At 36.1% G+C, this 19,766-nt stretch carries 19 protein-coding genes and 1 pseudogene; 17 read left to right on the top strand and 3 right to left on the bottom strand.

Annotation, left to right across the window (positions count from 1 at the left end):
- Positions 1 to 187: 187 nt before the first annotated feature.
- On the top strand, positions 188 to 565 hold the full coding sequence (locus tag BN1066_RS17210; RefSeq protein ID WP_077320694.1) for a GNAT family N-acetyltransferase: 378 nt from the start codon (positions 188 to 190) through the stop codon (positions 563 to 565).
- A gap of 70 nt (positions 566 to 635) precedes the next feature.
- Here the strand turns inward: BN1066_RS17210 and BN1066_RS17205 are convergent, their stop codons facing one another.
- Entirely contained in the window at positions 636 to 725 is a 90-nt protein-coding gene (locus BN1066_RS17205) for a YjcZ family sporulation protein (protein ID WP_021291215.1), read from the bottom strand.
- A 142-nt stretch (positions 726 to 867) separates the two neighbouring features.
- Here BN1066_RS17205 and BN1066_RS17200 point away from each other — a divergent pair, with 142 nt between their 5' ends.
- The 6 genes from BN1066_RS17200 to BN1066_RS17175 all read left to right on the top strand — a co-directional run bounded on the left by BN1066_RS17200 (position 868) and on the right by BN1066_RS17175 (position 6,067).
- Positions 868 to 1,602, top strand: a complete 735-nt coding sequence (locus BN1066_RS17200) for a segregation/condensation protein A (protein ID WP_077320692.1) — start codon at positions 868 to 870, stop codon at positions 1,600 to 1,602.
- A gap of 2 nt (positions 1,603 to 1,604) precedes the next feature.
- Positions 1,605 to 2,195: an SMC-Scp complex subunit ScpB gene (gene scpB, locus BN1066_RS17195; protein WP_077320690.1), complete on the top strand. Its 591-nt coding sequence runs from the start codon at positions 1,605 to 1,607 to the stop codon at positions 2,193 to 2,195.
- Between the two features lie 543 nt (positions 2,196 to 2,738).
- Complete coding sequence (locus tag BN1066_RS17190) at positions 2,739 to 3,611, top strand: superoxide dismutase (RefSeq protein WP_077320688.1); 873 nt, start codon at positions 2,739 to 2,741, stop codon at positions 3,609 to 3,611.
- 237 nt (positions 3,612 to 3,848) lie between these two features.
- Complete coding sequence (locus tag BN1066_RS17185; RefSeq protein WP_077320686.1) at positions 3,849 to 4,955, top strand: D-alanyl-D-alanine carboxypeptidase family protein; 1,107 nt, start codon at positions 3,849 to 3,851, stop codon at positions 4,953 to 4,955.
- Complete coding sequence (locus BN1066_RS17180) at positions 4,949 to 5,533, top strand: nucleoside recognition domain-containing protein (protein WP_077320684.1); 585 nt, start codon at positions 4,949 to 4,951, stop codon at positions 5,531 to 5,533. The genes BN1066_RS17185 and BN1066_RS17180 overlap by 7 nt, the downstream gene beginning before the upstream one ends.
- A gap of 63 nt (positions 5,534 to 5,596) precedes the next feature.
- Positions 5,597 to 6,067 carry a spore maturation protein gene (locus tag BN1066_RS17175; RefSeq protein WP_425445301.1) on the top strand — a complete coding sequence of 157 codons (471 nt, stop codon included), beginning with the start codon at positions 5,597 to 5,599 and terminating at the stop codon, positions 6,065 to 6,067.
- Between the two features lie 638 nt (positions 6,068 to 6,705).
- Here the strand turns inward: BN1066_RS17175 and BN1066_RS17170 are convergent.
- Positions 6,706 to 7,263, bottom strand: a complete 558-nt coding sequence (locus BN1066_RS17170) for a delta-aminolevulinic acid dehydratase (protein ID WP_077320680.1) — start codon at positions 7,261 to 7,263, stop codon at positions 6,706 to 6,708.
- Between the two features lie 855 nt (positions 7,264 to 8,118).
- On the opposite strand from BN1066_RS17170, the gene BN1066_RS17165 reads away from it, so the two are divergent.
- From BN1066_RS17165 to BN1066_RS17130, 8 genes are all read left to right on the top strand, one after another.
- Complete coding sequence (locus BN1066_RS17165; RefSeq protein WP_077320678.1) at positions 8,119 to 8,850, top strand: pseudouridine synthase; 732 nt, start codon at positions 8,119 to 8,121, stop codon at positions 8,848 to 8,850.
- Between the two features lie 69 nt (positions 8,851 to 8,919).
- Positions 8,920 to 9,492, top strand: a complete 573-nt coding sequence (gene resA, locus BN1066_RS17160) for a thiol-disulfide oxidoreductase ResA (protein WP_077321534.1) — start codon at positions 8,920 to 8,922, stop codon at positions 9,490 to 9,492.
- 31 nt (positions 9,493 to 9,523) lie between these two features.
- Positions 9,524 to 11,167 carry a cytochrome c biogenesis protein ResB gene (gene resB, locus BN1066_RS17155; protein WP_077320677.1) on the top strand — a complete coding sequence of 548 codons (1,644 nt, stop codon included), beginning with the start codon at positions 9,524 to 9,526 and terminating at the stop codon, positions 11,165 to 11,167.
- 28 nt (positions 11,168 to 11,195) lie between these two features.
- Complete coding sequence (gene ccsB, locus BN1066_RS17150; RefSeq protein WP_077320675.1) at positions 11,196 to 12,386, top strand: c-type cytochrome biogenesis protein CcsB; 1,191 nt, start codon at positions 11,196 to 11,198, stop codon at positions 12,384 to 12,386.
- A 119-nt stretch (positions 12,387 to 12,505) separates the two neighbouring features.
- Positions 12,506 to 13,222, top strand: a complete 717-nt coding sequence (locus tag BN1066_RS17145) for a response regulator transcription factor (protein WP_077320673.1) — start codon at positions 12,506 to 12,508, stop codon at positions 13,220 to 13,222.
- On the top strand, positions 13,222 to 14,988 hold the full coding sequence (locus BN1066_RS17140) for an ATP-binding protein (RefSeq protein ID WP_077320671.1): 1,767 nt from the start codon (positions 13,222 to 13,224) through the stop codon (positions 14,986 to 14,988). Before BN1066_RS17145 ends, BN1066_RS17140 begins: the two co-directional genes overlap by 1 nt.
- Before the next feature lie 390 nt (positions 14,989 to 15,378).
- Positions 15,379 to 15,807: a DUF4430 domain-containing protein gene (locus tag BN1066_RS17135; RefSeq protein WP_077320669.1), complete on the top strand. Its 429-nt coding sequence runs from the start codon at positions 15,379 to 15,381 to the stop codon at positions 15,805 to 15,807.
- Between the two features lie 5 nt (positions 15,808 to 15,812).
- Positions 15,813 to 16,325, top strand: coding sequence for an ECF transporter S component (locus BN1066_RS17130; protein WP_077320667.1), 513 nt, complete (start codon positions 15,813 to 15,815; stop codon positions 16,323 to 16,325).
- 530 nt (positions 16,326 to 16,855) lie between these two features.
- Here BN1066_RS17130 and BN1066_RS20945 read toward each other — a convergent pair.
- Positions 16,856 to 17,333 (bottom strand): annotated as a pseudogene (locus BN1066_RS20945) (IS5/IS1182 family transposase); the annotation flags it as partial.
- 660 nt (positions 17,334 to 17,993) lie between these two features.
- Here BN1066_RS20945 and sigX point away from each other — a divergent pair.
- Positions 17,994 to 18,536: an RNA polymerase sigma factor SigX gene (sigX, locus tag BN1066_RS17120; RefSeq protein ID WP_077320663.1), complete on the top strand. Its 543-nt coding sequence runs from the start codon at positions 17,994 to 17,996 to the stop codon at positions 18,534 to 18,536.
- Positions 18,523 to 19,668: a hypothetical protein gene (locus tag BN1066_RS17115; protein ID WP_077320661.1), complete on the top strand. Its 1,146-nt coding sequence runs from the start codon at positions 18,523 to 18,525 to the stop codon at positions 19,666 to 19,668. The genes sigX and BN1066_RS17115 overlap by 14 nt, the downstream gene beginning before the upstream one ends.
- Positions 19,669 to 19,766 lie beyond the last annotated feature (98 nt).

Genomic DNA, 19,766 nt, shown 5'->3' with positions numbered 1-19,766 from the left:
ATGAAGCTTATACTATGGACAAAATTACAGCTAAGTAGTATAACTCAAGTAGCCGGCAGCCACTAACGTTCATATTGTCTAAAAGTTACTTAAAACTGTTCAGTTAAGGCATATATGCTGGCTGCTTTAAAACCATTGCTTGATAAACAGAGTCACTTATAAGCTATTATGTTAATGAGGGGTATCTATGTTAATTCGTTTTAAGAAAAATTTAGAGAAAATTGCAATGGGTTTACTATCTTTTATGCCTGACGAAAAAGATGTAAAAAAATTGCAACAAACGATAAAAGAATATGAAACAAATCCTGATTGGCATCTATATCTGTGGAAAGAAGATGATGATGTATTAGGTGCTATCGGGGTAAGAGTTGAAGGAGAAGTAAATGCTGTTATTCAGCATATTTCAGTAAATCCATCACATCGAAACATTGGGATTGGCAAGAAAATGGTAAATGAAGTAGAGAGACTTTATCAAGATCAGTATTCCGTATCAACTACGGAAGAAATTCTGGATTTTTATCAGAAGTGTGATGGATCAGCTGAAGAAATGAAAAACGATGAATAAAAGCCAGCCCTTTTGTTAGGGCCGGCTTTTCTTTTCGCGTGCTGATTAACCATGTAAAGACTAATTTATTTTATAGCCAAGCAGCACCGACGATAATCAATAAAATGAACAATACTACGATTAGTGCGAAACCTCCGCCATAACCATATCCACCACTCATAGTGAAATACCTCCTTTTTCTTCTTAACCTAAATGTTTTGAATAACATTTATCTTACATTACTAACGTATGTAAATGGGAAAGGTCTTGTTTGGGCGTTTATAATTAATGGTATAATTTTTAAAGGAAGGGGAGTAAAATAGGTGCAAGGTTATTATGTGAAACTAGACTCATTTGAAGGTCCGCTTGATTTACTACTCCATTTGATTAATCAATATGAAATTGATATATATGATATACCTGTAGCTGTAATTACAGAACAATATATGCAGTATATCCATACGATGAAACAGCTTGAATTAAATATTGCAAGTGAGTATTTAGTTATGGCTGCAACGCTCGTAGAAATTAAAAGTCAAATGCTCTTGCCAAAGCCTGAACTTCCTGAAGAAACGGAAGAATATATGGAAGACCCTCGCGAAGAGTTAATGCAACGATTAATCGAATATCGAAAATACAAAGAAGCAGCAGTACAATTAAAGCAGAAAGAGCAAGAGGCAAATCAAATCTATACAAGACCACCCATTCAGCTTGAAGAAGGAATTACTTCGCCGCCAACGGTTGTTCAGGGGGAAACATCCATTTATGATATGCTCTCAGCACTACGTAAGATGTTTGAACGTAAAAAATGGGATGCGCCATTAGAAACAAAAATAGAAAGAAATGAGATTTCCATTAATGAAAGAATGGAAGAAGTACTAAAAACTCTACATGCAACACAAGGAGGGATACTGTTTGATCATTTATTTACAGTATATTCCCGTTCACATATTGTTGTAACTTTTATTGCCATCTTAGAATTGATGAAGAAAAATAAGGTCTATTGTAAGCAAGAAAAACAATTAGCAGAATTATACGTATTTAGCATGGAGGAATAAAGGTGGAAATAAAAAATTTGAAAGCCATAGTCGAAGGATTGTTATTTGCTTCAGGAAGTGAAGGAATAACAATCAAACAACTATCCGATGTTTTAGAGGTATCAGAAACAACAATTGAACAAAGCTTAGAAGAATTAAAGAAAGATTATGAACAACCTCATCGCGGTATTAGAATTATGCAGGCACATGAAGTATTTCATTTAACTACTAAACCAGAGCATAGTGATTATTATAAAAAATTAATTGAAACACCCCAGACAACCAGAATGTCACAGGCAGCGCTGGAAACACTTGCAATTATAGCTTATAATCAACCAATTACAAGAACAGAAATCGAAGAAATTAGAGGAGTAAAAAGTGATCGACCGGTACAAACGCTGTTATCAAGGTTACTCATTGAAGAGGTCGGCAGGAAAGATACAGTTGGCCGCCCAGTATTATTCGGGACAACCAAAGAATTTTTAACTTATTTTGGATTAGCATCGTTGGATGATTTACCACCCTTACCTGACACAGATGACTCTAATATCGAAACAGAAGCGGATTTGTTTTTTGAACGGTTTCATGAACATATGAATGAAGATCCTTCCTAGAGGTTAACTATTCGCAAGCTTTTTTGTTTATGAACCTATATCTGTATTTGCATGGTGGGATATCTTCTTGAAAGTATCTCCGTTAGCTTATAGTGTCTAGCAAACTTCGCAATTTTTCCTACGATAGGTCAACATCGGCTCGAATCTAGCGTTGGCATACCCCTGTTGCAGGTTTATCCCGATGTAGCGGGCCGCATTTCTCTCCTTTTAAAAAGCTGCTTATTATTTTGTGAACATAAATGAGAAAAACGGCTCCTAAATTTCCGGTTCGTCGGTTGACAGACAAGAAAAAACTACGACACCGATCGCTATTTTTCAAGGATAGAGAAGCTTTGCAGCGACACATCGCTATTTTTTAAGGACAAGAAAAGCTATGTCAGCGATATATCGCAGGTTTTTTAAGGAGAAAAGCACTCCTTAAATAAAGTCCCATTTTATCTTATTAGAAGCTCTGCCGTTTGTATGTCCGCTATCTGAACGCTTAACCTTTTGTTCATATGCACACTATGGATAACTAGGCATATGCTACAAAGAGGTGATCAAATGAGTCAAACAAATGAAATATATTTACAAGAATTATTGACCTGGGGAGAACAAATTAAAAGTAGATTGCAACATTCAGATGTCTTAGAAAAACAGACATTGCTTGAACAAATAGATAATTGGCAGGCAAAAGTTAGTGAAATGCTTCAAGGAAATAAACGCATTGAACCAGATCAACTTCATTCTATTCATGAAGAAGGGGAACGCATATTCCATATAGTAAAACAGCAAGACACTTCTACCACTGTGAAATCTGTTCCATATGGTCAGCACACCTTACCTAAATTACCTTATCCATATCATGCATTGGAACCTTATATAAGCGAAGAGATTATGCGATTACACCATGACAAACATCATCAGTCATATGTAGATGGTCTCAATAAGGCGGAAAAAGAAATTTATGGAAGAACTCAGGATGATAAGTTAATCAAGCACTGGTTGCGTGAACAAGCTTTTCATGGTTCAGGTCATCACTTGCATACGATATTTTGGTTCAATATGACCCCTCGTTCAAGTAAACAGCCATATGGTGAATTACTAAAAAAAATAGAAATGGATTTCGGGTCATGGCCAAAGTTTAAAACTCTATTTACGAACACAGCCAATTCAGTTGAAGGGGACGGATGGGCAATCTTATATTGGAATCCTAGAAGCGGAAAACTAGGAGTGCAATCATTTGAAAAGCATCAGCTCTTCCAAATTGCTGATATCATTCCTTTACTCGTATTAGATATGTGGGAGCATGCATATTATTTACAATATAAAACAGACAAAAAAGCATATGTCAACAATTGGTGGAATGTTGTTAACTGGAAGGATGTCAATGAACGATTTAAACAAGCAAGAAAGTTACAGTGGCAACCCTACTAACGGGCTAAAGGTAGGAAAACGATCCTGCCTTTATCTCATTAGTAGAGGATGTTCAAAAATAGTATCTTTTTTGATTTAATTCTGCCGGTCAATGGATTTAAATGCGTCTATTCAGCTCACTCTCGAACTATCGGGTCTATTTTCTCCTTTTTGAACACGTATAACAAATACTTTTACGCATAACTTTGATGGACATGCATAAATTGTACAGAGACCACCATTGGGAGGAACTTGGTTATGCGTTTGATAGCAATCGCAATCTTTACAATTACTTTTATTCTTGTTTTTCCAGTAGTAGGACAAGCAGAGCCTCAAGTTTCAGCACGTAATGCCGTATTAATAGAACAATCGACAGGGCGTGTGTTATTTGAAAAACAGGCTTATTCAAAAGAATCAATTGCTAGTATTACAAAAATTATGACTGCAATTATTGCCATTGAATCCGGAAAAATGGAGGAAAAGGCCAAGACTAGTCGCAACGCAATTTATACAGAAGGATCATCCATCTACTTAGAGCAAGGCGAAAAAATGACAATCAAAGACCTTGTTTACGGTTTAATGCTTCGTTCTGGAAACGACTCAGCTGTCGCAATCAGTGAACATATTGGCGGAAGTGAGGAAGGGTTTGTCTATTTAATGAATGAAAAGGCAAGGTGGTTGGGCATGAATGATACTAATTTTGCTAACCCACATGGCCTTGATGAAGAAAACCATTATTCATCTGCTTATGATATGGCCATATTAACGCAATATGCAATGAAGAATCCCACTTTTCGTGAAGTTACAGGAGCAAAATCTTATAAGGCAGAGAATCGAACATATTCTTGGCAAAATAAAAACAAACTACTTACGCAATATTATGAATATAGCACCGGCGGAAAAACAGGCTTTACGAAAAAAACGGGTAGAACCTTAGTATCCACTGCCACTAAAAATGATATGGATCTAATTGCTGTTACACTGAATGCCCCTGATGATTGGCGTGACCATATTGCCATGTTTGAATGGGGGTTTAAAAACTATCGTTTAGAAACGTTATCGGAAGAAAAAAAGATTGCTTATCAACTAGGTAATGAAGAGAAAATTCAATTTGGTTATTTAGACAAAGATGTTATATATCCATTAACCAATCAAGAAAAAAATAAAGTATCCAATCAATTGTTCATCTTAAACAATGCAATGAATAAACAAACAATTGGACGAAACGTCTTTTATTTAAATGGAACCCAAATTGCAGAAGCAACAGTTTTAAGTAAACAGCCTAAACACACAGCAACAAATTCAATGGTAAAGGAGTTTTGGGAAATATTTCGTCGGGTGTCAGGGGGTGACGATTTGTGGTAAATCTAATTTGGGCATTTATGGCAATAATTGGAATAGTATATGCCATGATTCATGGAACAATGGATGAAGTGAATGAAGCGATTTTTACAAGTGCTGGTGAAGCAGTTACCTTGTCAATCGGCCTTATTAGTGTACTTGTCTTTTGGTTAGGAATTATGAAAGTAGCAGAAAAAGCAGGGATATTAGCAGTATTAGCAAAAATCTTTCGTCCACTTGTAATAAAACTATTCCCTGATATCCCAAAAGATCACCCAGCAATTGGCTATATTTTATCAAATTTCACAGCAAATGTTTTTGGATTAGGTAATGCAGCTACACCAATGGGGATCAAGGCGATGGAGCAAATGAAACAGTTAAGCGGAACAAATACCGCTTCTCGTTCGATGATTACTTTTTTAGCATTAAATACATCAAGCTTAACACTAATTCCAACAACGGTTATTGCTATACGGATGCAATATGATTCCGTATCCCCTACAGAAATTGTTGGAGCAACTATGATGGCAACAATTATATCTTCATTGAGTGCAATTATCATTGACCGCTTTTTTTACTATAGAAGTAGGTGGAGGGCATAATGCATGGCGTTATTTACTTCTATTAGCACATGGATCATTCCTTGTTTCATCTTGCTCGTTTTAATGACAGCAATGATAAAGAAAGTACCTGCTTATGAATTATTTGTAGATGGTGGGAAGGAAGGGGTCAAAATGGCTTTTTCCTTAGTTCCTTTTCTAGTTGGGATGATTGTAGCAATTGCTATCTTACGAAGTTCTGGAGCTTTAGAAGCTTTTATTCAGTTATTGGCACCAATTCTTACACTTATCGGTATCCCTCCAGAAATCATTCCATTAGCACTTATTAGGCCAATATCTGGTACAGCTGCCTTAGGAATGACTACTGAATTAATTCATACTTACGGACCTGATTCCTTTATTGGAAGATTAGCATCCGTTATGCAGGGGAGTACGGACACGACCTTGTATATTTTAACCGTTTATTTTGGAGCAATCGGTATAAAAAAAATGGGATATGCTTTAAAGGTTGGCTTATTAGCTGACGTGGTTGGTATTACAGCCTCAATCATAATTGTAACCATTCTTTTTGGCTAAATCGTCCAAATGATCAAGGGACAACTAAATAGGGTGAAAAATAGCTAATTATTGTAATGTTTATCAACGTCTAAAGGCGCTGACCATGTTCTTATAATGATAGAAAATAACATCAGCTTGCAAAATCCAAAACCCTGAGAAAGATAAGATGTTTTTCATCGATTTCTAGAATACTTATATCCGTTTTCGCAGGTGAATTTCCTTTTTAAAAGTAGCATCACCTGTTTTAAGCGCTCGAACGACTAGCAAACTACTTTTGATCTTCTTTCTTCGATAAGCCAAACATTAGTTCGAATCTAAGGAAGGCTGACTAAAAGGCTTGCCGTTTCAGGCGTCGGCATAATCCTGTTTTAGAGACGTAATTTCCTTTATTTCGTAAGGAGCCGTATTTCTCACCTTTGAAAAATCTGTTTATTATTTTATGAACTTTAAGAGAGATTCGGCTCCTAAATTCCCGATTCGTTTGGGAAATCGGACAAGGAAAGCTACGACAGCAACACATCGCGATTTTACAAGGACGTCAGCTACTACTTAAATGAAATTTCTCTTTATCTCGTTAAGTGTTCTTCGTTTGTGTGTTGTTAACCGAGTGCTTGTACCTTTGTTTCAATGGAAGTGTAGAAGAAACAGCTACAAGATCAGGAGGAACAGTAGCGTTTATACATTGCAGTTTCCTCGTCCATAGAGGCAGCAATTTTAAATGCCTGTTGCTCTGTTTTATGATTTGTTATTCGTTCATAGAAAAATCTGACAACAAACATGAAGTTTGAATTGCCGTCTATATAATCATCAGGTCCTAAGTAAGATCGGGTTCCACAGCTTAAAAAGGCTTTTGCTAATGATTCCCTTCCCAATGTACAACCAGACGCTATTACTCTTACATTATTTAACTTCGAATAACGCCTCACATGTTGTTCATCAAAAAATTCTTCTCTTGGTTCTCCTACTTCATACACATCCTCACCCAATAAAGGCATACAAAATCGTCCTTCGTCTCCATGGAAGTTTAAAATTAGATAATCCAATTTATCCTCCCGATCCTTTCCAGACAGTACATCAACTAGATCTTGAGGTCGACCAACAGCATATGTGTTAACTCTTGCTCCAAAGTATTCTAGAGATGAACGAAGAGCAAATGAATCCCACTCACAGTTTGGTCCAACAATGAGGCTTATATACAACTCTGGTTTACTCATAGAAGCAGCTCCTTTTTTTAAATTTACTATAACACTAGAAAAAAAGGTTTGAAATCAAAATCTGACTCAGTTAAAAATATTATAGGAGATTTTATTATACCTTTGACAGGACGATAAAACTAGCTGACCATATTAAATTAACTTAAAGCTGTTTAATATTGCATTAGTAAAGTAAAGCGTAAAGTCCCTTTTCAAGATGCTTCATTTATTATACAATTAGTAACCTGGAAAAGTTTCTAGCATGAACGAACTAGAAACCTCCACTTGAAGAAATTTTTTAAGGTTCAGATAAATCAAATCTTCAGGTCAGTGGAGATTTCTCTTATCCCCCATTGATTGTTAGTACTTTAAAGGTATGACCTCAAGCCTTCTGAACAGAATCGGACATGTAACTTGCAGTTGGATTGCACGCTTTTCTTCCTAGGTTTTAAAAGTGGAGGTCTTACTGCAAGTTACATGTGGATAAAATTACCGTCAAGTTGACTAAAACTCGTAAAAAGTAGGTTTAACATTTAAGCATAACTAGAGGGACGTATACGCAATTAGTTGTTGCAGTTACGTAACCATCAAGGGGAATACGTGCAGTAAATGGATGATAAGATCAGCTGGAAAATTGGTTGTCCTTCATTGGTATTTCAAATACAAATTGCCTAGCTAGGTGCTAGATAAGGTCTCTGTCGCTAAAAATAGTGGATCTGAAAAAGGCGTAATGTTTGTTATCTGTAACATTAATTCGTATAGTGTAATTGGCGCGTACAATTTAATGGAATACATGTAGAAAAGGTAAAAGTAACTAATTACTAGCTATTTAATCTGATATTTCGTTTAAGTTTAACTAAAGGTAGTGGTGAAATAATGACAAAAGCTCAAGAACGTTTACAAAAAGTAATTGCTCAAAGTGGTATAACCTCAAGAAGAAAAGCAGAACAACTTATTCTTGATGGAAAGGTAAAAGTTAATAATAAAGTTATCACGAAGTTGGGAACCAAGGTGCACCTAGAGGATAGAATTGAAGTGGATGGTGTACCGTTAGAAAAAGAAGCACCTGTTTACTACTTGCTATATAAGCCGCGTGGCGTTATTTCCAGTGTCAAGGATGATAAAGGAAGAAAAGTGGTTACCGATTTACTTGATGAAATCGAAGAACGTGTTTTTCCGGTTGGGAGATTAGACTATGATACATCTGGTATTTTAATTTTAACGAATGATGGAGAGTTTGCTAACTTGTTAATGCATCCTCGGTTTCAGATTGATAAAGTGTATGTTGCTAAAATAAAGGGTATTCCAGATAAGGCTAAGCTTGCTCAATTACGGAAAGGGGTGCATTCTGGAGACGATCTATTAAAAGCTATAGATTACCGTGTATTGAAAATAGACAAACAAAAAAACCATACGATTTTACAGCTGACATTACGAGAAGGGAAAAATAGACATGTACGCAGAATGATGGAAGGTTTAGGTTATCCTGTAGTAAAGTTAAAACGAGAGCGATATGGTTTATTAACACTGGATGGATTAAAGCCTGGTGAGTATCGACCGCTCAATCCAAAAGAAGTAAAGCAAATGCGAAATTTAGCTCTGGAATGAAATTGTTGAATAATAGTCAAAAATTGCATCATTTCTGAATGTTATAATGACTCTGGGAGTTGATTCATGATGGGTCTTGAAGAGAGGAAAAGAAAGAAGCAAAATAAAAAACGAAACCGCTTCATATTTCGGTCGATCATTTTAGCTGTATTAATAGGGGCAGTCATTTTTGCGGTGGTGCAAAATCTGCAAAGCGATAAAATTATTTACGAAGTTGGAGATGATGCACCAGATTTTCAATTGGAGCAAATTAATAAGTATAATGAGAATGAGACCATTCGATTAAGTGATCTAGAAGGAAAAGGGGTTATGCTTAATTTTTGGGGGACTTGGTGCAAACCTTGTGAAGAAGAAATGCCTTATATGGAGAAGTTATATCCAAAATATAAAGAGCGAGGAGTAGAAATAGTTGCTGTAAGTCTCGATTCAACGGAGTTGGTTGTGCATCGATTTATTGATAAATATGATTTAACATTTCCAATTCCTCATGATAAAGACAGCCAAGTACGAGATTTATATAAAGTGGGCCCCATTCCAAGTACTGTGTTTATTGACCCTCAAGGGAAAATTGTTGAGGTAGTCAATGGTGCATTAACATTGGAACGATTGGATGGTTATCTTCAGGAGATAACACCTAAGTAGTAACTTCGTTTGTAAGGGGAAGGGGTATAAAATGAATAAAATTAAATGTGAATGTGGTCATGTTAATCCGGAGGGGACAGTACTTTGTGAATCATGTGGAAAGCCAATTGATGAAAATCAGCATCTTGATGGCAATGATAAGAAAAAGCTGTTAAATATGCGCTATGACGGGACTGCTCGCAGGTCGCAAACATATAATAAAACGATTGTTGATAAAATTTGGAGTTTCTTTTCTTCGGTAAAAGTGGGGGTCTGGCTTATTGTCATTGCTTTATTCGCCTCTGCTATCGGATCGATCTTTCCACAGGAACAATACATACCAGCAGATGCTGTTTCACGAGATCCTGCTATTTTTTATGAGGAGCGGTATGGAATTCTCGGACAAATCTATTATCAATTAGGCTTTCACAATTTGTATAGCTCGTGGTGGTACATGATTTTAATTGCGCTTATTGGGATTTCATTGGTCATTTGTAGCCTGGATCGATTTGTCCCTTTATTTCGCGCATTGCGTAATCAAAAAGCAAAACGTCATGAAACGTTTTTGAAAAGACAACGTCTGTTCAGTCAGACAGATAACATAACAGATACCGACATGGAAACATTAAAGCAAGGATTAAAGAAACAACGCTATCATGTTACGGTTGAAGATGGACATATTCTGGCGGAAAAGGGGAGATTTTCCAGATGGGGCCCGTATGTCAATCATATTGGATTAATTATAATTTTGCTTGCCGCATTATTAAGGCAAACCTCTGTTTTCTACATGGATGAGTACGTCTGGGTACGCGAGGGTGAGCAGAAGGTTATCCCAGGAACGGACCAGGCGTACTACATTGAAAACAAAGATTTTATTATAGAGAACTATGATCCAGAAGATGAGAAGTTTAAAGATGCAATAGCCAAAGAAGGGGGCATCGTTCCGAGTAACTATCAAACAAATGTAGTAATTTATCAAGCGATGAAGCCGGAAGTAACAGGTGCAGAGCCTGAACTGAAAAAGATCAAAGAAGGCAGCATTCGTATGAATGAACCAATTAAGTTTGATGACTATGTGGTATATCAATCAGGTTATCAACAAAATGAATTTTCCAGCATGACATTTAAAATTCATGAAACCAATGATGCAAAAGAAAAATCCTTGGGTGAGTTTACCGTTGATTTTGCTTCTCCAAAGTCAACGTATGAATTAGAAAATGGCTTTCGAGTTGAGATCAATAACTATTATCCGGACTATTATCTTGATGATAAAGGAGAGCCTGCTTCAGAGACAAACTATCCAAGAAATCCTGCGTTTGTTATGATGGTTTATCCGCCCAATGGAAGTGAGCCGGAAATTAGCTTTTTAGGAATCGGCAAAAACATCGATGCTACTGGGGAAAATGACTATAAAGTTGGGATTACGGACTTTGAAATGAGAGATGTTAGCGGATTAAGTGTGAGACGTGACTACTCATTACCATATTTTATCATTGGTGCAATTATTTTTATGATTGGAGTAATTCAAGGAATGTACTGGCAGCACCGTCGAATCTGGATTCGACCGCAAGCAGGGGGACTTCTTTTGGCTGCTCATACGAATAAAAACTGGCATGGGATAAAACGTGATATCGAAAAGGCAATTGCTGCTACCAATATTAACATGGTTGTCGATCAGCAAGAAATAGACAAATAGCTAACGAAGGTAATTTAGGAGGGGTTTCATGTATAACTTAATTGAATTAAGTAGTACACTGCTATATACTGCTTTTTTTCTTTATTTGGTTGCAACTTTATTTTTTTCGTTTACAATTGGAAGTAAGCGAAAATCGGATGGAAAAGCCGCTAAAATTGGCATTACCTTAACTATTATTGGTTTTTTGACTCAATTAGGGTACTTTATTACTAGATGGATAGGAAGTGGGCATGCTCCTGTCAGCAATTTATTTGAGTACATGACTTTTTTTGGAATGGCAACTGTCCTCGGGTTTATTATTCTTTACTTTATTTATAAGGTAACTGTTTTAGGACTATTTGCTCTTCCAATAGCTTTAATAATCATTGCTTATGCGAGCATGTTTCCAACAGAGATATCACCGTTAATTCCATCTTTACAAAGTCATTGGTTATATATTCACGTAACGACTGTATCGTTATCACAAGGAATTTTAACCATTAGCTTTGTGTCAGGGTTAATTTATTTAATTCGCCAAATCGATCAAACAAAAACAACGAAGCGAACAACCTGGCTGGAGCTTATTTTGTACGGCCTAGTCTTATTTATTGGCTTTATTATATCATCTACACTATTTAATGTTATGAACTACCAGGCTGTATTTGAATATCCAAATACGACTGGTGAGACAATGGTACAAACCGAATATCATATGCCGGCAATTGCAGCACCAACAGATGGAAAATTAATAACCGATGGTGTAATGAAACCATGGTTTGAAATACCTGAATGGATGCACGGTACGGATGCTGGTAGAAAATTTAATACGTTAATTTGGTCATTCATTTTTGGTACAGGTCTTTATCTATTGTTAAGACTTGTATTTAGAAAACGAATTGGAGCTACAATTCAGCCATTACTTAAAAAAGCAAGACCGGATTTACTTGATGAAATCACATATCGCTCAGTGGCTATTGGATTTCCGCTATTTACATTAGGCGGGCTGATCTTTGCATCGATCTGGGCTGAAGAAGCGTGGGGAAGATTCTGGGGATGGGACCCAAAAGAAGTTTGGGCGCTCATTACCTGGTTCTTTTATGCAGCCTTCTTACATTTGCGATTATCAAGGGGATGGCATGGCGAAAAGTCTGCATGGTTAGCAGCAATAGGTTTTGGTATTATCATGTTTAATTTAATTGTTGTAAACCTTGTACTCGCAGGGTTGCACTCTTATGCGTAATATTCCCCTAATCGCAAGGCATCCTATCGTTTCATCGTGATGCCTTGTTTTTCTTATACTTTTTAAACAACTTAGTTTATACTTTTATTAGAGCAGATATGATACAGGGGGGAACGTAGATGGAAAAGGAAACAAAAGTATTAGTGGTAGATGATGAAGAAAGAATACGTAGGCTGATCCGCATGTATATGGAGCGAGAGGGTTTTATTGTCGAAGAAGCAGAAAATGGAACGGAAGCATTACAATTCGCTTTAGATCATCATTATGATGTTATTTTACTTGATATTATGATGCCGGAAATGGACGGTGTAGAAGTTTGTCAAGAATTGAGAAAAGAAAAGGATACACCGGTTATTATGTTAACAGCTAAAGGCGAAGAAGCTAACCGAGTACAAGGCTTTGAAATTGGAGCTGATGACTATATTGTAAAACCATTTAGTCCAAGAGAGGTTGTATTACGGGTAAAGGCTTTGCTTCGACGTGTATCAAGTTCATCCTTTCAAAATGCCGATACAACAGCAAAAAATATTTTAGTTTTTCCACATATAACAATTGATCATGATGCACATCGAGTTACTGCAGATGGTGAGGAAGTTAATTTAACACCAAAGGAATATGAACTATTATGCTTTTTGGCAAAATCACCTGATAAAGTATTTAACCGTGAACATTTGCTGAAAGAGGTATGGCAATATGAATTTTTCGGCGATTTGCGTACGGTGGACACTCATGTAAAAAGATTACGTGAAAAACTGAACCATGTATCTCCGGAGGCAGCAAAAATGATTGTTACTGTATGGGGAGTTGGTTACAAATTTGAGGTGGCTGAAGACTAATGTTTTGGCGAAGTGTAGTTGGTAAACTAGCAATAACCATTCTATTGCTAGTTTCTTTTGTATTATTTATTTTAACGATTTTTCTCTTGCAGTTTTTTGAAGATTTTCATATACAGGAAGCGGAACAAGATATGCTGCAAACGGCCACAAAGGTCTCTCTTCTAGTAGAATCCCATGAACACAAACAACTGATAACCGAAACAACAGAACGGGTTAAAGACCCTACTAGCCGAGTAGCGATTGTTTTTGATGATGGTGAATTATGGGTTTCTGACAGCGAAGATAGCAGTTTGGCGAAATTAGAAGAAGATTGGCTAAAGCGAGATGAATTATCAAAAGTACTAACAGATAACCAGCAAATTCGAAAGCAAATTCACTTGCCAGGAAATGAAAGGGAAGCGATGATTGTTGGTGTTCCTATTGATAACCAAAATGCCGCCATTTATGTATATCAATCATTAAATGTAATTGACCAGACAAAAGCAGAGACGACAAAAATTATTTTTCTAGCTGCTGGTATCGCTATTGTACTGACAACAATTTTTGCCTTCTTTTTATCAACGAGAATTACATCGCCTCTAATAAAGATGCGGGAAGCAGCTTTTGATTTGGCCAGAGGTGAATTTAATACAAAGGTACCTATTTTAACACATGATGAAATAGGAGAATTAGCTTTAGCCTTTAATCGCATGGGAAGGCAGCTAAAATTTCATTTGAATGCACTGCGGCAAGAAAAGGAACAATTATCCAGTATTGTAAGCTCAATGGCTGATGGTGTTATTACACTAAGCCGTTCCGGAGAGATGATCGTTACGAATGCACCGGCAGATCGATTTATTGAAGATTGGTATTATGAGAACAATTTAACCTATGATGCAGAAAAACGAAAACTTCCAGATGAGTTATATGAGATTTTACAGGAAGTTATTGAGGGTGAAAAGGAAGCGATTCATGAGTTAAGTTTACAAGGAAGAAATTGGGTAATGTTAATGACCCCTCTTTATGACCAATCTTATGTTCGGGGTGCAGTAGCGGTTATTCGAGATATGACGGAAGAACGCAGAATGGATAAATTGCGAGAAGACTTTATTGCTAATGTTTCTCATGAATTGCGAACACCTATTTCGATGTTACAGGGCTATAGTGAAGCAATTGTTGATGATATCGCCGAAACAAAAGAGGAAAAAAATGAGTTAGCAAAAATTATTCATGAAGAATCATTGCGAATGGGGCGTTTAGTTAATGAATTATTAGACTTGGCTCGTATGGAAGCTGGTCATATTCATCTTAACAAAGAACCAGTAGAAATAAATCCATATGTAGAACGAATTTTAAAGAAATTTAAAGGTTTAGCTCAAGAAAATGAGATTACAATAACACTTGAAAAACAAATTGACGAACCAGTAGCAAAATTTGATCCTGATCGTATTGAACAAGTGTTTACGAATCTTATTGATAATGCTATTCGTCATACAAGCAAAAACGGTTATGTAAATGTAAAAGTTATTAATTACAAAACTGATTTTCAAGTAGAAATTCAAGATACCGGAAGCGGAATTCCAGAAGAAGATCTTCCATTTGTATTTGAGAGGTTCTATAAAGCAGATAAATCAAGAGCGAGAGATAAAAAGAAAAAAGGTACTGGTTTAGGCTTAGCAATTGCTAAAAATATCATTGATGCACATCATGGTTCGATAAATGTGAATAGTAAACTAAATCAAGGTACTGCTTTTCATTTTCGCATTCCACACCAGGATGTAGAGTAATGCCATAACTCTCAAGTTGTTTTTGGGTATCACAAGGGATGGCTTTTACTTCTACCATTTATGTAAAACCGAAAGATGTAAAAACTCGTTTAACCATGGGGAGGGAATAAGCCCCCATTGTACGATCTATTTTTTTACAAAACAAAGTAAGTAATAAAACAGGAAACTTCTTCTAATTCACTTTATTTGTCTCGCATGTAAGGTGCCGTAAGACTCCCACTTCAAGATCTGAGTTGATACAAAATAGGGTCTATGGTAGGTAAAACGGCATCTAAATGCGAGATTCGTTCAGCTAACATTTCTTGGGAAAGGCATTCCAAGAAATGAAGTTTCACTTTATATGATATGATTATTTGGAAAAATGGTATGAAAGAAAGGGTGAATCAATTTATGAAGCGATGGTTCTTACGTCTAACCTCTCTTTTTATAGCTATTTTCTTATTAGTTGGCTGTGGAGCAGAGAAGGAAACACCGACAAACCAAACTTCGAATACTAACGAGGAACAAACACAAGAAAAACAATCTGAAGAAACCGTCTTAATCACTATTTCCAAAGATGATGGCGCGGAGTATTTACATGAAAAGGAAATACCGATTAAAGAAGGCGATATCTTAATGGATGTCATGGAGGAAAACTTTTATATTGAAACAGATAAAAGTGGCGAATTTATCACTTCTATTGAAAGGTTGTCTGCTAAAGAGGGAGAAAAAAAGGGCTGGATTTATACAGTAAATGGAGAGATGCCAAATATTGGTGCAGCTGAGTATAAGCTAAAGCCAAATGATAAGGTTATTTTCGATTTTCAAGCTTGGAAATGAAGCAAATGAATACGTATAAGCTAACACTGCTTGCGATTTTAGCTGCGATAGCAATCGTTGGCAGATATTGGTTTTCCTTCATTCCAAATGTTCAACCAGTAACCTCGATAATTATCATTGCCGGTTTACTATTAGGACCTGTATCAGCAGTAATACTTGCTTTTATTATTACTTTTGTTTCGAATATGCTGTTAGGAATGGGCATATGGACGGTTTGGCAAATAATTTCTTGGGGAATCATCGGAATTTTAAGTGGCTGGATGGGAAAGGTTTTTCATCCTATTTCGTTGCCATTTTTATTGCTCTTTGCGATATTTAGCGGCTATTTTTTCGGTTTTATTATTTCTTTGATAACGTACCAAATTACTGGAGCATTCTGGCCTTATTACATTAGTGGTTTACCATTTGATACAAACCATGCCATTGGTAATGCTGTATTTATGGTCTTGTTTTATCCTATCATCACATTTCTAATCCGAAAATATGCGTCAAATCATTTTTCAGTAAAAAGAGGCTGAGACAAAAGCAAATACTAAATAGCAAAAACCGAACAATTCATTTATAATTGTTCGGTTTGTTTGTGTTTAGAAAAATTTGGCTTGTGAAAGCCATAGGTTTTCTTATACGATAAAGCCTAAAAATTTTATACTTTCTTATAGTGTAAAAAAATTCCTATCCTCGCTACGTCAACATATTTCCCTTTCCGTGGGCACGGCTTCAGCTTCCTCGGAAAGCAAAGATCGCTTTCCTACGGGATCTTCAGCTGTAGGAGTCTACATATGTTGACTACGCTAAAACTTCGTTTATATAGGACGATTAATGTTCGTTTTTTAATCAGCTGTTTTAAGTATGTCGTAGCCTCTTTTACTTTTGAATCAATATAAAGTTTTGCTATCTGTGTTCCATTCGGATACACTTCGCTTTCCATGGACAACGCCTCAACTTCCTCGGAAGCAAAGAACGGCTTCCTGCGGGATTTTCAGCTGTTGTTTTCCGACAGGAGTCTACGTGTATCCGGCACACAGACCTAAATCCCTCGTACTATCCATTTATAAAAAAATAGGTTAGTTTCCTTTTTACCTTGTTCTTTTAGCCGTTGTTCATACTTGTTTTTTAGATTTGCGTCTACGTTTTTTGGGGTTCAGGTTTTGGCTTTCCCTCTTTTGGCGGTGTTTGATCACGTACTTCAAATGGGTTGCATCGATGGTAACTATATCATCCATGAAAGAGCCCTCTGATAGTACGTAGTCTGATGATACTAGATACCCGCAGTTTAACTAAAAACAATATCATCATTAAGGCGCTTAACAAGATCCTTCATCGTGGGGATGCGTTCGACATACTCACAAAAGTAGAAATAATCATGGCAGCATCATTCAGTTCTTCTGGCGCTATTTCGTGATTTTTTGGATACTTTGCGATAAATCTTATATTCAAATCTATCGCTAAGATAATTGCATCAATTTAGGTTCCATATCGTATAATTCTTGAATGCTGAATAAACTAGTTTGTCGTATAATGGTCATCCAGTCTTTTGGTTGTTTTGGTCAACTACCACTATACAAGATTTGGGGAGGTACTTCCTTTTTCATATCTTACAGCCCTTGTGGTACATAGGCTAAGAATTATGAAATTCATACATCTAAAATGGTTTTTAAAAGTACTTCGTCTAGTTTAATCGCTTAATCTGTAGCAAACTTCGCTCTTCTTCCTACGATAAGGACATCAGTTTTATATCGCCTTTATCGAAGAATTTATATTACTTCATTGAGAAATCTGCTTTATTATTTTTCGAATTTCATGAGAGAAACGGCTCCTAAATTCCCGATTCGTTTGAGGTGACAAGACTAGAGAAACTATTTAAATAGGTATCTCCCTTCCAAAAAGTTTACTTTTTGGAAGGGAGAGGAAAGGCTACGTTAGGCGACGCATCGTGGTTTTTCAAGGACGCCTACGAACTTAGCTTTTGATCTACTGTTTTCGAGAAAAAAACCACTCCTTGAATGAAGTCCATTTTATCTCTCCAGAAGATCTCCAGTTTATACGTTAATAACTGAGACTTTAAGCTTTTGTTCTTGCTTTCAAACTAATGTTGCATAAAAGTAATCATCATTTTATAGTAAAGGATAAGAAAGCTGTAACCTTTTCCATGTAAAAATCGACTATTTAGAGAACGGAGGGGCTTTATGAAGATAACTTTTGATCAACTATATGACGATCATCATCAAGACCTATATCAATTTATCTTTTACATGGTAAAGGACAAAACGTTAACAGAAGATTTACTACAAGAAGTTTATTTGAAAGTGTTTAAATCATTACCTCGTTTTAGGGGAGACAGTTCAGTTAAGACCTGGATACTCTCCATTGCACGTCACGTAGTTATTGATTATTTCCGTTCTCAAAAACGTAAACGAAAACGTTTTGTAGACTTTTTTGATTGGGGAGAAAAGGGAGAAAAATTAAAAGATGCTCAGCCTTTGCCAGACGAAATAGCCGAACAGCAAGAGGAAATCCAAAATCTTTATCGTTGTTTAGATAATTGTACTGTTGATCAAAAGAGTGTTATTATCCTTCGATACATACAATCGTTTTCCGTTCGTGAAACAGCAGAAATTCTTAATTTTAGTGAAAGTAAAGTAAGAACAACCCAGCATCGTGGTTTAAAGGTATTAAAAATGGCGATGGAGAAATACAGAAAAGGAGAAGCGGATTATGAGCGACTATAATGATAAACAATTGAAAAAACAACTACAGCAGTTGCCAAAAATAACAGATAACTGTTCCAAAGCAGTTGTATATCGTCAGCTCTCTGAAAACTTACAACGGAAACAAGTTGCTGGTAAACGAATGAGACTCATTCCTATCCTAGCTGTAGGCTTCGTACTTATAATTGGCTTTTTTTCCATCCAAATATTTTATTCGTTTGATTTTTTTCTGACAACAGAAGAGAGTGCAGATCATAGAACAACTGAAGAAAGTGAATTTTATGATCAGGCAATAGAACAAGAGACGACATATTCAAACCAGCCAGAATCAAATATTGAGAAAAACAGTTTTGTTATTCATGATATGAATGTTTCCGAACAAATTGTCTATGCTGCAATTGCTGATGAGCAATTGCAATATACGATCCCAATATCATTTATTATCCGTGGAGCAAACAACTTGCAAGCTGCTTACAATCAAATAGACAGCTTCATAAAAGAACTGCAAATTTCGAATGAACGCTATTTACTTCATGGAGTAACATATGAACTGAAGCAAAAAGAGCAAAAAGCTACATTGAAGTTACCAGTGGATTTTTTTAAGAAGGAAAAAACAGTTACAAATAACTTATTAGAACAGCATATTATGACGATGTTTCTTCCATATCAAATTCGAACGATTAGCTTTAGACAAGGCAATCAAGAAAAGATGGACGGAGAGTTATATTCTAAAATCACCCTAACTCCAAATCCTAGATATAGTTACAAGCTATATAAACAAGCTACAGAAAAATGGCTTGTACAGATACCGAATAATCATCAGGAGACGATTAAAGAGGCTATCCAGAAGTTGCAGGTAAGTGACGAGAAATTTGGTATTAAACGAACTATTCCTGAAGATAGCGAATATGAGCTTACTACTTCTCAAGATACATTACAAATTCGGTTTTCTAAAAAACTAGAAAATATAACAAACGTTAATTTAGTGTTACTTATTGAATCTGTATTAATGACTGCCAAAAGTTATGGCTATCAGCAAGTCATTTTTCAAAATTTAACTACGGGCAATAAAATAGAAAATTACAATTTAGCTAAGCCAATTTCAGTTCCGCAAGCTCCAAATCCGGTATATATTGACTTAGCAAGGAGATAGACAAATGGTACAGGCGCTAGGTAGATGTACAAAACTGGGGAACTTTTGACAAGATAAAGTGAAGCTTACTTCAAGGAGTACTTTTCTCCTTGAAGTGG

The sequence above is a fragment of the Virgibacillus proomii genome (assembly GCF_900162615.1).
GTDB classification, from domain to species: domain Bacteria; phylum Bacillota; class Bacilli; order Bacillales; family Amphibacillaceae; genus Virgibacillus; species Virgibacillus proomii.
The sequence above is the reverse complement of the archived record's forward strand: the minus strand, read 5'-3'. Positions and strand labels throughout refer to the sequence as shown.